We start from the raw sequence: 13,841 nt of genomic DNA on the forward strand, positions 1-13,841 counted from the left end.
CCGCATGACAATGTGACGGGTTTCCTGAGGCTCGCCCATGTAGTGCATCACGAAAGCGTCATGGGGCATCTCGAAGTACAGATACACCTCCATGCGCCTGTCATGTGTATGGCAGGGCATGGTGTTCCAGACGCTGCCCGGCGCCAGCTTCGTCATGCCCATCTCCAGCTGGCAGCTCTCCACCTGGCCGGGCAGGATGTATTTGCAGATGACCCGGTGGTTGGCGTCCTCCAGGCTGCCCAGCTCCACCTTGTTCTCGTCCTTCACGATGACCACGCCCTCCTCGGGCTCCCCCTCCGGCTTGATCAGCACCGTGGGGCATGTCCTATGGGCCGGAGCGGAATTCAGGTAGAATTTCGCCGGGTTCTGCGCGTCGTCGCTGGCGAATACGATTTCCTTCGAGCCCATGCCGATGTACATGGCCTCCTTGAAGCCCACCTGACAGGCCCTGCCGTCCACGGTGATTCTCCCGGCCCCGCCGATGTTGATGACGCCCAGCTCCCGTCTCTGGCAGAAATATTCTGCCCTCAGCTCCTCCCCTGCCGTCAATGTAAGGGGTTCCACAGGCACCGCCGCACCTGTTATGATTCTGTCGATGTGGCTGTATACCAGCTTGATTTCCCCGGGCACGAAGAGATCCTGAATCAGGAACTCCTCTCTCAGGCGCTGCGTGGTATAGTGCTTCACATCCCTTGGTGATACTGCTGTTCTAAGCTCCACCTCTACACCTCTCTTTCTGGTCTCATGCCAATATGCAGTCCCGTCCATCTATGTGATTCTTTAGAAAAATTAGGAGAAAAGCATGTCTATGTAAGCCCTTACATTATACCATATGCAGGAAAGCTTTTCCATAAATTTTCTCTAAAATCTCCTCTTCCCGGACGTTGCCCCGATTCCGCTTCCCATTTCGGTCCCGGCATTCTCCGGGCGCCTCTCTGCCGGAATACCGCCTGGCCGACCTGTGACTGTACTTTTAGTATATACGAAAGGATTCTCAATTTCTATTCAAATATTTCTCAGAATATTGCAAATCCTGAACATTATGTTAAAATAGAGAAAAAGAAAGGATTTGGAGCCATGCTACCTACAAGAGAACAAGCGGAAGCGCTTCTGGCGGAAGCGGAGAAATGCAATCCCGGGCCCTGGGGAGACCACAGCCGCGTGGCTGCCCACTGTGCCGAGAGAATCGCTCAGGAATGCGGCGACCTGGATCCGGACAAGGCCTATATCCTGGGGCTGCTGCACGATATCGGGCGTAAGTTCGGCGTAAGGCATTTAGGCCATGTGTCGGACGGTTATACTTATATGATGTCCCTGGGCTATGACGAGGCGGCGAAGATATGCCTGACCCATTCCTTCCACGACTGCACCACGGACGGCTATATCGGGAATTTCGACACCTCCGGGGCGGAGCTGGCGCTGATTCGGGATGGCCTGGAAGCACTTTCACTGGATGAGTATGACAGGCTGATCCAACTGTGCGATTCCCTGGCGGGGGCTGAGGGCGTGTTGGATATCGAGGAGAGGATGGGGGATGTAAAGCGGCGCTACGGCTCCTATCCCCAGGCGAAATGGGACAGTAATCTGGCATTGAAAGCGCACTTTGAGGAAAAGACGGGGCAGGACATTTATGTGGTGACAGAGAAGGACAGCTTCCGGCCATAGGGAAGCTCCTGTCTGGCCGCCAGCCGACTACATACTTATCTGCATGTTTCCTGCCATGTAAGCACAGGGGCCTGTTCGCTTCCCCACGGCGACTGCCCCCATAGGAGAAGCAATGGAAGAATTCAGTTCCTGCAAGACCGCCATAGAGCGCTGCCTCAGTACAAAGGCCTTCGCCATCGCCCATCTCTATCAAGAAGAAAAAGCCATGGACATGCACATCCATGACTGCTATGAGCTGTACTATTCCATCTCCGGCGGAAAACAGTTCCTAATCGACAACCGCTTCTACGCCATCGCCCCCGGAGATCTGTTCATCATCAACCAGTACGAGAGCCACAAGCTGACCCAAATCGACAATAGCGTACACGAGCGCATCGTCCTGTCCATTCACCCGGATTATGTAAAGCACCTATCCACCCCGGACACGAACCTGGACTACTGCTTCTCGAACCGCGGGGACGGCTTCCGGCACAAGGTCTCCCTGGACAAGTCCGCCCAGAGCCGCTTCCTCTATTACGTCAGCAAGATGACCTCCGCCAGGGGCTACGCCCACGACATCGTGGAGCGGGCCGCTTTCATGGAGCTGATGGTGCTGATCAATACACTGTCCAACGCAAATGCTGCCCAGGCGGCCCCTGTGGAGTACAAGTACAGCCGCCAGGTGGAGGACATCCTGGCCTACATCAACCAGAACATCTCCCTGGGCATCACGGTGGAACAGCTGGCCGCCCACTTTTTCCTAAGCGAGTCCTACATCTGCCGCATCTTCAAGCAGGCCACCGGCACCACCATCAACAAGTACGTCACCGCCCGCCGCATCAGCATCGCGAAGGCCCATCTGAACGAGGGCGACAGCGTGGGGGATGCCTTTGAGAAGAGCGGCTTCGGCGATTACAGCAGTTTCTTCAAGGCCTTCACCAAGGCCGTGGGGGTTTCGCCGAAGAAGTATGCGAATTTGAGCGTCAGCTAGGCGGCAAGACCGGCGGCTTCCTTGGCAGATACCCGTCCAGAATGTTCAGGATATTGCTTGTATGTACCCTTTCCGCAGTACAGGCCAGCTTTCTGAAATCCATCTCCTCTATTTTCCGCTTTCTCCGAAATGCCGACGCTTCCTGCACCTTTGCGGAATCCGGAATCCTTCTGCCCAGATAGACATCCTCCACATCATGGCAGAACCAAATCAGATCATAGCCGCCCTCTTTACAAAACCGCCTGATTTCATCAAGCTCCCTTTTATGCTCGGCATCCTTTTCATACTCGTCCGTGTCGATGCAATAAATGACCTTGGTTTCCCCGATAGTAAATGCCTTCGTCTTCCCGGCAATCTCCTTCATGACATCCTTTGCCTTGTACCTTGTCTTCGTATTCAGGTACACTTTGCTGATTTTAGTTTTGTTATTTACTAAATACAGATGATTTATTGTCTCCGAAAGGTATATGCTGTCCGTGTCCGCCCGTTTGTTGGTCTCCACGCAAAAAATCAGTTGAATCGCCATACCGCTCACTCCCCGAAGATTCCAACGAAATCCGTCGCATCGATATTGAACGGAGAGTCCTCTATCATGCCGTTTCTATAACAATTATCCGGCAATGCGTTCCCCCTGGATGTCCAGGACACCAGATGCCCATCGCTCGAAAGGAAATCAATGGAATTCCTGTTCTCTTTCAGTACCGTCATCGGATCCAGGTTATGGGTGGTAAAACACAACTGCCCCTTTCCATAATACATGAAATACTCTATCAGCCTGCACAGATAGACATCGTTCAGATTCGCGTCCATTTCATCCACGAATACAATCCCCATATTGCTCGCTGCCGAGAAGCAGTCGAAGAGCCTTATCAGCTTTTTGATTCCGGTACTCTCGAATTCCTTATTGATGACATAATCACCATAATTCAGATTTAAATCGCACACATATGAATCGCCATTCTCCTTTGCATCTATGTCTATCGTCACCAAGTCTGATTTAAAAATGCGAATGAATCTGGTCAGACAATCTACCTTTTCTTTATATTTGCCAAAATATTCCTTATCCACGATTTTATCGCTGACGCTGGAAAAAATGTCCAAACCACTTCCATCTGCAAATATTTCCTCTGTCAGGGCCTGGTTGTCTGCCCCGCTTTCTCTCAGCCTTTTCTGTAGGAAATAGAACTCATGCTGATCCTCCTCCCCAATGTACACCCTTAGCCCAATGACAAGCAAGGAACACATTAAGATATGGAACAGGAAATCCCGATCCACGCGGCTGTCTTCTGACGACAGTTCTTTTACGTTTGCAGTATAGATATTCACAAGCGAAGATGAAGACAGCAGATTAATGGACCTCTTCGCTATCCATGCCTTGCCGTTGTCCGCACAATTAATCTGTGCCAGCTCTCCGCTCCTGCTTTCAAATATAACCTTAAAATTATTATTGGCATAATTGCCGTTTTTCATTTCCAATGCTTCCTGCTGAATTTCAAACAGGCCATTCCCACCCTTTCCTAATTGAATAGAGTATCGATAAACGTTTCTTGGATTGCTTGCATTTACAATGAATTCACAGCTTAATCGGAAAATCTGCGTCTTTTTATTTATAATTTCGTTCAAGAATATCTGTGTTTTAGTTTCTTTGAGGTAATTTTCAAACATTATCAAATCCCGAAATATCTTGACGGCAGTCACAATCGCCGATTTCCCGGAACCATTTTCACCGTAGATAGCTTTCACCCTGTACTTTTCCGGATCAAAATCCTTATCTACGGTCTTTTTATAAAAATCCAGCCGCACTTCCTTTTCAATACACTTAATCCCGGAAACACTTAAATTCAGTAAATAGAATAGATTTCCCATCGTCATGTCCTTTACTATATTTCAGAAACTATTCCACAGCCTATCTGTAACTAATAATATTATGTTCCTTTTTCGCTAAAATATTACAGTTTGTAATTTTTTCTTTTATTATACTCCTTTTTGGAGAAAAAGCAATCCTATTCTTCCGGTTCTGGATTATCTCTATTTCGATAAAATCTTCAAATCCCTCTCCTGCATTTCACCGCAGGTTCTGCAGGGCCACCGGGACGGCGATGATGGCGATATGCTTCAGAAAAAGGCCGGTCAAAGCCTGGTCTGGTTTTCATGCATCCCCCTACAGCCCCATCTCCCGGTCCACGCTCTCTTCATAAGAGAGTATGCTCTCCTCGCAGGAACGCATGGCCAAAATAGTCTTCTCCAGCAGCTCGTCCAGCGTCCAGCCCAGGCGCTCCGCGCCCTCCTTTATCACCTCCCTGGAGCAGCCCGCGGCGAACCGCTTGTCCTTGAACTTCTTCTTAAGGCTGGATAACTCCATGTCCATGACGCTCTTGGAGGGGCGCATCCTGGCGGCCGCCCCGATCAGCCCCGTCAGCTCGTCGCATGCGAACAGAATCTTCTCCATGGGATGCTTCGGCTCCAGGTCGCTGCAGAGGCCGTAGCCATGGCTGCAGACGGAATAGATCGTCTCCTCGGAAACCCCTGCCTCCCGCAGAAGCTCCGGCGCCTTCGAGCAGTGCTGCTCCGGATAGAGCTCGAAGTCGATATCGTGGAGCAGGCCTACGATGCCCCAGTATTCCTCGTCCTCCCCGTATCCGTTCTCCCTGGCGAAATACCGCATGACGCCTTCCACGGTAAGGCCATGCTGGATGTGGAAAGGTTCCTTGTTGTACTTTTTCAGAAGCTCCAGGGCTTCCTGCCTCGATAGATTGACGGTCATCTTTTCCCTCCTTATTCACGGCGGCCGCAGAGAGCTGCCGATATCTGCTGTCTCCAACAATCCGATTCCGCATCCCCGGAATCCATGTCCCGCCGGAAAGCGGTCTATCGGATATGTTCCTGCGGATTTTCGTCATCCGTGTCAATGATACATCTCTCAAACGCATTGATGATATGCGTGTCCATGTACTTGTCGTACCGCTTGTGCTGCCTCCCGTAGGACATGTGCACATGGCCGTGGAGGAAATATTTGGGGTGGTATTTCTCCATCAGCGTCCGGAAGACCCGGAATCCCTGGTGGGGGAGATCGCGCCCGTCATTGAGCTGATAGGCCGGGGAATGGGCTACCAGGATGTCGAAGCCGCGCTTCTTGAACAGCTGAAAGCCCAGCTTCCTGACCCGCCACTTCATCTCCCTCTCCGTGTATTGATGAGGCCCCGGCTTGTAGCGCATGGAGCCCCCCAGCCCCAGGATGCGCACCCCCTGATAGACGAAAATCTCGTCTTCGATACATGTGCAGCCCTCTGGCGGCACCTGCGCGTATTTCTTGTCATGATTGCCGTGCACATACAGCACGGGCACATTGGCAAGGGTCACCAGAAAAGAAAGATAGCGCGGATCCAAATCGCCGCAGGAAATAATAAGGTCGATTCCCTCCACTTTGCTCTTCTCAAAAAAGTCCCACAGATATTTCGACTCCTCGTCCGCAATTACCAAAATCTTCATGCCAATCCCTGTTTCCCTTCCGTCCTGTGCCAGCGTAGCCGTCCGGAACTTCCTGCTTCCCTTTTGTACCCCTGCCCTGCCGGGTGCCGCGAAAGCATTCCGGTACCCCGATGCACGAATCCTTGCGCAATCGGTACTAGCTTCCGCTCGTTATGCCCTGCTGCTTGATGACCGGCTCCGCCTGCTCCTTCAGCTCCTCCTTCTTCGGGATGGAGCCGATGACGTTCTCCGCCAGCCAGTCCATGGTCATGATCTCCTCAGGCAGCATCACCCGGTTCGGGTCGTCCTGCACCACCCCGTTCTGGGAGTACAGGATGCCGGAGAAGGGATTGAATTCCTCCGCGCTGATGGTATGCTTCAGCAGCTCCACCAGGCGCCTGGTGCCGATGGGCAGATGCCTGGAGCAGACCACATCGATGACGCCTGCCGATATGCCCCACCAGTAGTTGATCGCCTTGGTGGTGGATGCGTTGTCATCGTATTTCCATGTGCCGTCCATGATCGTCCGGATCAGCTCCTCATAGAATTTCCCCCAGTGGTACAGGGGCATGGCCAGGTTCCTGGGATGCCCGCCTTCCACATGGTAGATGCCGAAGAACCGGGACGCCTCCTCCGGAATCACCATATCCCGGCCCGAGATACAGGCCGACGCCGTCTCCCGCATCTCCTTCTCCATGTCCGTCTCCTTCATGGAAGACCACACCAGATAGACCTTGGCCCGGGGATTGATCATCTTCGCTCCCAGGGCGAAGGCGTTGATATTGGCGATGGAGCCGAAAATAGGGTAATCCGCGATATAGGTCAGCCTGTTGTTCTCCGCCATGGCCCCAGCGATGGCCCCCATCAGGAACTTCGCCTCGTGCATCCGGGAATAATATGTGCGGATATAGCGGTGCGATGTATTCAGGGAACAGTTTAGGATCTTCACATCCGGATTTGCGATGGCCGCCTTCACGCTGGCCTGCACGAAGGGCGGCGTGGTGGTGAAGATCAGGTTGCAGCCCGACTGGATGGCGTCCGCGATCAGGCCCTCCACATTCTCCTCCGTCCCGTTCTCATAGGCCACCGTGCTCACCTCGTCCGGGAAGGTCTGCTCCAGATAGAGCCTGCCCAGCTCATGGGCGTAGGTCCACGCGGAAGTCCCCGGCGTCTTCTCATAGATGAACGCCGCCTTTACCTCGGGCCCGCTCAGCGGGAGCAGCATGCTCAGCAGCGGCTTTGGCTTCTTCTCATGGCTGGGCTCCATCTTCAGGTCGATGTCCCCCTGCTCCTGCAGGAGCTCGAACTCCTCCCAGCTCTTCTTGATGAGCTCGTTCAGCTCATTGGTGGTCTTCTCGTCCACCTCATCATATCCGTACAGGGTGATGAACGCCAGGAAGGCATCCCCCTGGGTGATGGCCAGCTTGCTGCCGCCCTCCTCGTTGTATTCCGCGCCGAACCTGGTGTAAAGGGCGCTGAACTTCAGGAGCTCATCCTTCGTCCATTCCTCCCCGGGCTCCTTGCCCACGATCTTCTGCAGCTTCGCAAAGCTCCCCTCCCTGGAGAACCAGATATAGTTGATGGGCGCGGCCTGATAGAAGTCCAGGAATTCGAAGTAGATCCTGTTCTCCTTTTCGTCCGTGCGCTGGGGCACGATACGGATCACATTGCCCAGAATCGACACTGCGCCAAAATACTTCATGACGCTGACCCGCTTGTTGCCCTCCTCCACATAGAACTTGTTCATGTATTCATAGACCTTGATAGCATCCTGGATGCCCTCGTTCTTCTGGTATTCGCTGAGGTTCGCCCATTTGGCGGCAAACTCGGAGCTGTCCCGCAGGATGGGCATGAAGTTTCCCGCGAAGGAATTGCTCCTCCCCACCGTCTTCGTCCCCACGATGCGCTCAATCGGAACCTGTATCGTGCCTAATGGCACCTCATGATAATGCCCCTTCTCCGGCATGATGTCGTCCAGCACTGCCAGCGTGGGCTTCTCTCCCCGAAGCATCCGGGCCTGATAGTCCTTCTTCCCTGCCCTGTATGCCCTTGCATAATCTTCTCTTCCCATAATTACTTATCCTCCAATTCCCTCTTCACACTTTCCTCCCCTGGAAATCCGGGCAGAACCGGATTCCCTGTACCATTATATGAAAAGATGGCGGGAAATGCAAGAAAAAAAGAGAATCCGGCCCTCTGGACTGGATCCTCTCGTGGTAGTATGCGTTACAGACAGGAATCCCCTCCCGTGAAGCCGATTCCATGCCGTCATGGGGATGTCCCGTCCTGCGCGCTCATACTGTCTGGAATTTCCCGATATACACCGGATATGTGGAAGTCCCCTTCATGTCCTTGCCTGCGGTGATGGTGACGTTCTTGTCCATCACAAGGTACTCCACCTGCGCGCCGGCCTCCACCACGGCATCCTGCATCAGGATGCTGTTCTTCACCTTCGCGCCCTTTGCCACCTTCACGCCGCGGAACAGGATGCTGTTCTCCACCTCTCCCTCGATGACGCAGCCGTCAGCCACCATCACGTTCTGCACCTTCGCGCCCTCGATGTACCTGGTGGGGTTGTCGTCGCGAATCTTCGTGTAGATAGGGCCTCCGGAGAACAGCGCGTCCAGGTTGTAGTCGTCCAGGAGCTTCATGTTCTCATCGAAATAACTCTTCATATCGCAGATGCGTGCGATATAGCCTTCATATTTATACGCCTGGACGTTCAGCTTGTCGAGTTGAGGCAGCAGCACGTCCCGCTCGAAATACTCCTGGCCGCGGACGAAGGCCGTGTTGATCAGGTCGATCAACAGCTCCGCTCCACCACGAACATGTTCATGGAGAAATTCTGGACGCCCGTGTCCTTGGCGTTCACGTAAATCTTCCGAATCCTGCCCTTCTCAAGGCCGAAGGTGTAATAATAGCCCAGGTCGTTGGACTGGTACTTCAACAGGCTCTCCGGAAGCCTCTGCTCGTTATAGGCGATGGTCACATCCGCGCCGCTCTCGATATGGAACCGAATCATATCGCTGAAATCGATGTTGGCCACGATATTGGTATCCGTGATGACCACGTACTTCTCCCTCTCATCCCGCAGGAAGTCCAGGATATTGGCCAGCGCGCCCACGCGCCCTATGTAAGGCTTTGCGCTCTTCTCCATGAAGGGAGGGAAGATGTGCAGGCCGCCGTTCTTGCGCACCAAATCCCACTCGCGGCCGGAGCCCAGATGGTCCATCAGGGAATGGTAATTGTTGTTCACCATCACCGAGATGTTGTCGATGTCACAGTGGCTCATGCTGGAAAGGATGAAATCGATCAGACGATAACGGCTGGCAAAGGGGATGGAAGCCATCAAACGCACATTCACCAGATCCGGAACCAACGCGTCATAGCTGTTGGGGAAAACAATACCGAGTGCACTTGTATTTGAGTTTACCATTCTTCTCCACCGCCTTCCACATTATTCCTCACCATGGCATTGGGGCCCACCTTGGCATTGTCCCCGATGCTCACGTCTGCCCCCACGGTGGCTACGCCGTTCTCGCTCTCCGTAGGCATGGCACCCACCACCGCGTTCTCTCCGATGGTCACGTTCTCCGCCACGATGCAGTGCTTTACCGTAGCCCCCGCTTTGATCACCGTTCCGCCCATCACTACCGCGTCCTCGACCACCGCACCTTTCTCCACCTTGACGCCGGCGAAGAGGATGGAGTGCTTCACCGACCCTTTGATCCTGCAGCCGTCGGTGATCATGGCGTTCTCCACCACGCCGCCCGCGCTGACTTTGTGCCCGGTCATGCCGCTGTTGCGGCTGTAGATTTTCCAGTCCTCATCGAACAGGTTGATGCCGCTGTGTTCGGGATCCAGGATCTCCATATTCGCTTCCCAGAGGGAGGCGATGGTCCCTACGTCCTTCCAGTAGCCGTTGAAATGGTAGGCGTACATCCTGCGGTTGTCCCGAAGCAGGTTCGGAATGATATTGTTGCCGAAATCGTTCTCGGAATTCGGATCCGCCTCGTCCTCCTCCAGGTACTTCTTCAGGATGTCCCAGTTGAAGATGTAGATGCCCATGGATGCCAGGTTGGACTTGGGATTCTTGGGCTTCTCCTGGAACTCCGTGACACGATCGTCCTTGTCCGCCACCATCAGGCCGAACCGGGAAGCCTCCTCCCAGGGCACCTCCATGACGGCCACGCTGAACTCCGCGTTCTTCTCCTTGTGGAACTTCAGGAAGTCGCTGTAGTCCTGCTTGCAGATCTGGTCGCCGGAAAGGATGATGACGTACTGCGGGTCATACCTTTCGATGAAGGAGATGTTCTGGTAGATTGCGTTGGCCGTGCCCTTGTACCAGTCGGAGCCGCTGGCCTTCTGGTAGGGCGGCAGGACGTGCACGCCTCCGTAGAGACGATCCAGGTCCCAGGGCTGGCCGTTTCCGATGTACTCGTTCAGGACGAGGGGCTGGTACTGGGTCAGTATGCCCACGGTATCGATTCCCGAATTGACACAGTTAGAGAGGGGAAAATCGATGATACGGTATTTGCCGCCAAAAGGAACTGCCGGTTTTGCAAGCTTCTCAGTCAATGCGTAGAGACGGGAGCCCTGTCCGCCGGCAAGAAGCATTGCTATCATTTCTTTTGCCATATGATACCTCCTATATTTGGTTCTTCATATAATTATACAACACTTTCCGGATAAATCATAGGGTTTCTTGTCATCTTTTTTGAGAAAGTTGTAATTTATGGGAAAAGGGGTGGGTAAAATGACTGTGGGTGCAGGGGCATCCCTTCAGCGATGGGTCTCCTCCAAGAGCATGCCCGGGCCATGTCGTCCTCCTTGTCCGCCTTCCTGGCACTGAATCCTTACAGAGATTTCCATAGCCTCGCATTGATGCAGTGGGGAAGGGGCTTGTTCCCTGCTTTTCGTCCATAAGTTTCAAGTTCCATGGGATATAGGCTCCCGCCAGGGAAAAGAGCTTGGTAGTCTTTAGAATTATTTCGGAATTTCATTCATTTTCTAACAAAATGAATGATTCAGCGGGCACTGGTTTGACGCAGAAAACGAAGGAGAGCAATACCGTCTCTGTCTCACCAACCAGGAAATGGACAGGGCCGATGCCCCAATATCGCTTTGGAGGATCGGCCCGGACTTCGTTAAGGCGAAGGGGCTGGGGGCCTATCTGTAAGGAAACCTGCATCCCACCGCATAGATAGGTATGGTATCGAACCTGTCGCCATGCCCGCCGGGTGTCGTTTGGGCAACTATGCCTTTATCTATGAGATGATTATCAATAAACACTTTCAGAGACAATGGGTTCCCGCCTCTGGTCTTTACTTCTATTCCATAGACGACCCTGTTCGAGTCAGCCACCATGAAATCCAGTTCATATTGACCGTAAACGGAAAAACATACATTGCTTCCTATCACTTTTCTTTCCGCAATGCCATGATGGAACAGCAGCCGCAGCTCATTGAACACGAATGTCTCAGTCAGTATGCCCTCTATGGCGCTTTCGTCCAAGGTCGTCATTTTTGACAGATAGGCCACCAGCCCGCAGTCAGAAAAATACATCCGCCTGCTTCTGCTTATGTTCCTGATGTCCCCGTTCACGGCCAAATCGCACTTGCACAGGATGCCTGCATAGGTCAGCCACACGACTGCGTTGGCCACCTCATCTTTATTGACGATAAGGCTTGTGTTATCCTTTGCTATCTTGCTGATCAACTCCAGATAGCCCTTCCCTGTCCCGCGCTTTTCATGGCACCTTTCCTCTAAGGCTGATATATATACCGACTCGAAAATCTCTGCTTCCCGCGGCTGGCTGAAATAATTCTGTGACTCGCGCTTGAATATCCGGAGCAGGTTGCCTATCTCTAATTGGCTGTCCTCTATGCTCTTCGTCTTGATATATCTTTTGACTACCTCTGGATATCCGCCTATCTGCCTGTATATCCCATACAGCTCATTTAATCTATTGTAGTGTTCCTGATTTCCAGAACCGTATAAATCGATTCCCTCCAACAGTTTTTCGGCTTTGAATATCCGCGTGAACTCTTTGAAGCTTATGGCGCCCATATCTATAAATGCCAATGTCCCGGCTGGCAGGAAGAATCCGTTTTTGCCTAATACGGTTCCCAGATAGCTGCCGGTCACGGCTATATCGCAGTTCAAATCGCGCCTTAAATCCCTTATGCTGTTGTACACCTCGGCGCTGGTCTGGATTTCATCTATGATCAGTATCGTGTCCCTGCTGTCTTTATACCTGGGAAGGTTGGCCCTATAGCAATAATCGGCAATGCCTAATAGCATGTTGGGCATCTTTGCTATCTTTGTGAACCCGAATCTGTCCATCGCCAGGTTCACATATATGACATGCCCATAGTTTTTATATGCGAACTTAAGCAGCTCTGTGGTCTTCCCGACCTGCCTGGGGCCGTCTACCTGCAGCACCTGGGCATATCCAATCTTCCTCCAGCGCTCAAACTCTTTCTGCACGTCCCTCCTGAACTGGTTTTCCTGTACAATCTTTTTATAGGCAGCTTTAATGACGACATCGCCGTAATAAGCCTCCGGCAATGCTTCCCTTTCCCTGATTTCACCATTCTCCTGTACTGCAAGGTTATCGACCTCATATATTTCGGCCTTGATGGTTTCATTCGAAATGAATTGATTATCTATCATAAAGCCTATGGCTTTATCATCCTCATCCTTTACGCTGTGTGTCGCCATCATTTTCATGTTGCCTGATTTCATGACATTACCCCTGTTTGCATGCCTTTTTACGCTTTTCATTCTGAATTTTCTGATTTCATTTTAAGATGGTTTTTCGTAGAATGCAATACCCTATCATATTATTAGGAAATTTTATTTGACAATCCCCACCATCTGTATTATGATAATTATGTCAACGATTCATCTGTGAAAGGTGCAGATCGCACGTTCGGGCAGTTTCTGCCGGATTCACTCACACGCATTGGCAGGGACGGCCTATGGGTCATGCATGTCCTTTGCCACATTATTTTCGGAAGGAGAATAGAAAATGTTAGAACAAAAAGACTTGGAGATGATTGCCGAAATCGTGGCCAAAAAAATGGAACCAATCAAGAAAGATCTAAAAGAGATTCAGTTAACGCTTGAAAATGAAACAAACCGCAACATAAAAATTGTTGCAGAGGGACATCTTGATTTAAGTCGAAAATTGGATGAAGCATTGAAAGTTGAGAACGAAAAGGAGATGCTGTTGGTACGGGTAAACATTCTTGAAAGTGATGTCAGGCGGTTGAAAGAGAAGGCTGCAACAATAGCATAAGATTATAAAATGGCACAAAGAAAGGAGCCTTATGGTAGGAGAAAAATTCTCGCTAACGCAGTATTCCGTCAGCGCCATTCTGGGCCTGATTGAAGCCGGTCAGTTCGTGATACCTGAGATACAGCGGCCCTTCGTCTGGAAACGGGCCCAGGTAAGGGATTTGATCGACTCCCTTTATAACGGCTACCCCTACAGGCTATATCATTACCTGGAAGAATCCTGACATACATACAAAGGATGGTTCCGTGTCGGGCGGAAAACATGTGCTGATAGACGGCCAGCAGCGCATCACCGCCATCATGGCGGCGAACCTGGAGACCTCATCCGTCAACAGCCCGGCGTTCAACACGTTCCTGGCAGCCCAGATTCACTTAAACTGCAGTTCCCTGTTCATACGGGGAACCATGATTTCTGACTTACTGGACATATCAGGGG

13 protein-coding genes and 1 pseudogene are annotated in these 13,841 nt (G+C 52.0%); 5 read left to right on the forward strand and 9 right to left on the reverse strand.

All coding sequences use genetic code 11. The features are described 5' to 3' along the window. Positions 1 to 720 (reverse strand): 5-dehydro-4-deoxy-D-glucuronate isomerase (gene kduI, locus Q2B33_RS19465; RefSeq protein WP_300914185.1); only part of this gene is annotated, 720 nt, incomplete at its 3' end. Between the two features lie 357 nt (positions 721 to 1,077). Here kduI and Q2B33_RS19470 point away from each other — a divergent pair. After that, positions 1,078 to 1,665 (forward strand): HD domain-containing protein, encoded by a 588-nt coding sequence (locus Q2B33_RS19470; protein ID WP_300791983.1) that lies wholly within the window; start codon positions 1,078 to 1,080, stop codon positions 1,663 to 1,665. Positions 1,666 to 1,777: 112 nt separating this feature from the next. Further along, positions 1,778 to 2,635, forward strand: a complete 858-nt coding sequence (locus tag Q2B33_RS19475; RefSeq protein ID WP_300572411.1) for an AraC family transcriptional regulator — start codon at positions 1,778 to 1,780, stop codon at positions 2,633 to 2,635. On the opposite strand, the gene Q2B33_RS19480 is transcribed toward Q2B33_RS19475, so the two are convergent. From Q2B33_RS19480 to Q2B33_RS19515, 8 genes and pseudogenes are all read right to left on the reverse strand, one after another. Next, a complete protein-coding gene (locus tag Q2B33_RS19480) occupies positions 2,628 to 3,161 on the reverse strand; it encodes a hypothetical protein (RefSeq protein ID WP_300572412.1) in 534 nt (177 codons plus the stop codon). The genes Q2B33_RS19475 and Q2B33_RS19480 overlap by 8 nt on opposite strands. A 5-nt stretch (positions 3,162 to 3,166) precedes the next feature. Then, positions 3,167 to 4,501 carry an AAA family ATPase gene (locus Q2B33_RS19485; RefSeq protein WP_300769607.1) on the reverse strand — a complete coding sequence of 445 codons (1,335 nt, stop codon included), beginning with the start codon at positions 4,499 to 4,501 and terminating at the stop codon, positions 3,167 to 3,169. Positions 4,502 to 4,796: 295 nt separating this feature from the next. Beyond that, positions 4,797 to 5,399 (reverse strand): hydrolase, encoded by a 603-nt coding sequence (locus Q2B33_RS19490; protein ID WP_300784129.1) that lies wholly within the window; start codon positions 5,397 to 5,399, stop codon positions 4,797 to 4,799. A 104-nt stretch (positions 5,400 to 5,503) separates the two neighbouring features. Further along, positions 5,504 to 6,124, reverse strand: a complete 621-nt coding sequence (locus Q2B33_RS19495; protein WP_300572415.1) for a metallophosphoesterase — start codon at positions 6,122 to 6,124, stop codon at positions 5,504 to 5,506. Positions 6,125 to 6,260: 136 nt separating this feature from the next. Continuing rightward, the gene (locus Q2B33_RS19500) at positions 6,261 to 8,174 is read right to left on the reverse strand and encodes a BMP family ABC transporter substrate-binding protein (protein WP_300769604.1); all 1,914 of its coding nucleotides are present in this window, start codon (positions 8,172 to 8,174) and stop codon (positions 6,261 to 6,263) included. A gap of 223 nt (positions 8,175 to 8,397) precedes the next feature. Next, a pseudogene (gene glgD / locus Q2B33_RS24590) lies at positions 8,398 to 9,539 on the reverse strand (glucose-1-phosphate adenylyltransferase subunit GlgD). Beyond that, positions 9,533 to 10,741, reverse strand: a complete 1,209-nt coding sequence (locus tag Q2B33_RS19510) for a glucose-1-phosphate adenylyltransferase (protein ID WP_300572418.1) — start codon at positions 10,739 to 10,741, stop codon at positions 9,533 to 9,535. Before Q2B33_RS19510 ends, glgD begins: the two are co-directional and overlap by 7 nt. Before the next feature lie 531 nt (positions 10,742 to 11,272). Continuing rightward, positions 11,273 to 12,889 (reverse strand): ATP-binding protein, encoded by a 1,617-nt coding sequence (locus Q2B33_RS19515; protein WP_300805001.1) that lies wholly within the window; start codon positions 12,887 to 12,889, stop codon positions 11,273 to 11,275. Between the two features lie 247 nt (positions 12,890 to 13,136). Between Q2B33_RS19515 and Q2B33_RS19520 the strand changes: the two genes are divergently transcribed. The 3 genes from Q2B33_RS19520 to Q2B33_RS19530 all read left to right on the forward strand — a co-directional run. After that, the gene (locus Q2B33_RS19520) at positions 13,137 to 13,406 is read left to right on the forward strand and encodes a hypothetical protein (RefSeq protein WP_300572420.1); all 270 of its coding nucleotides are present in this window, start codon (positions 13,137 to 13,139) and stop codon (positions 13,404 to 13,406) included. A 31-nt stretch (positions 13,407 to 13,437) separates the two neighbouring features. Continuing rightward, a complete protein-coding gene (locus tag Q2B33_RS19525; protein ID WP_300766254.1) occupies positions 13,438 to 13,629 on the forward strand; it encodes a DUF262 domain-containing protein in 192 nt (63 codons plus the stop codon). Between the two features lie 22 nt (positions 13,630 to 13,651). Further along, a partial coding sequence (locus Q2B33_RS19530) for a hypothetical protein (protein ID WP_300914187.1) occupies positions 13,652 to 13,841 on the forward strand: 190 nt, incomplete at its 3' end.

The organism is uncultured Acetatifactor sp. (genome assembly GCF_948601915.1).
Lineage (GTDB): Bacteria > Bacillota > Clostridia > Lachnospirales > Lachnospiraceae > Acetatifactor.

Coding starts and splice junctions, on each gene's coding strand:
- Q2B33_RS19470 (WP_300791983.1), top strand. CDS start 1,078: ATGCTACCTACAAGAGAACAAGCGGAAGCGCTTCTGGCGGAAGCGGAG.
- Q2B33_RS19475 (WP_300572411.1), top strand. CDS start 1,778: ATGGAAGAATTCAGTTCCTGCAAGACCGCCATAGAGCGCTGCCTCAGT.
- Q2B33_RS19520 (WP_300572420.1), top strand. CDS start 13,137: ATGTTAGAACAAAAAGACTTGGAGATGATTGCCGAAATCGTGGCCAAA.
- Q2B33_RS19490 (WP_300784129.1), bottom strand. CDS start 5,399: ATGACCGTCAATCTATCGAGGCAGGAAGCCCTGGAGCTTCTGAAAAAG.
- Q2B33_RS19525 (WP_300766254.1), top strand. CDS start 13,438: ATGGTAGGAGAAAAATTCTCGCTAACGCAGTATTCCGTCAGCGCCATT.
- Q2B33_RS19495 (WP_300572415.1), bottom strand. CDS start 6,124: ATGAAGATTTTGGTAATTGCGGACGAGGAGTCGAAATATCTGTGGGAC.
- Q2B33_RS19480 (WP_300572412.1), bottom strand. CDS start 3,161: ATGGCGATTCAACTGATTTTTTGCGTGGAGACCAACAAACGGGCGGAC.
- Q2B33_RS19515 (WP_300805001.1), bottom strand. CDS start 12,889: ATGAAAAGCGTAAAAAGGCATGCAAACAGGGGTAATGTCATGAAATCA.
- Q2B33_RS19485 (WP_300769607.1), bottom strand. CDS start 4,501: ATGGGAAATCTATTCTATTTACTGAATTTAAGTGTTTCCGGGATTAAG.
- Q2B33_RS19510 (WP_300572418.1), bottom strand. CDS start 10,741: ATGGCAAAAGAAATGATAGCAATGCTTCTTGCCGGCGGACAGGGCTCC.
- Q2B33_RS19500 (WP_300769604.1), bottom strand. CDS start 8,174: ATGGGAAGAGAAGATTATGCAAGGGCATACAGGGCAGGGAAGAAGGAC.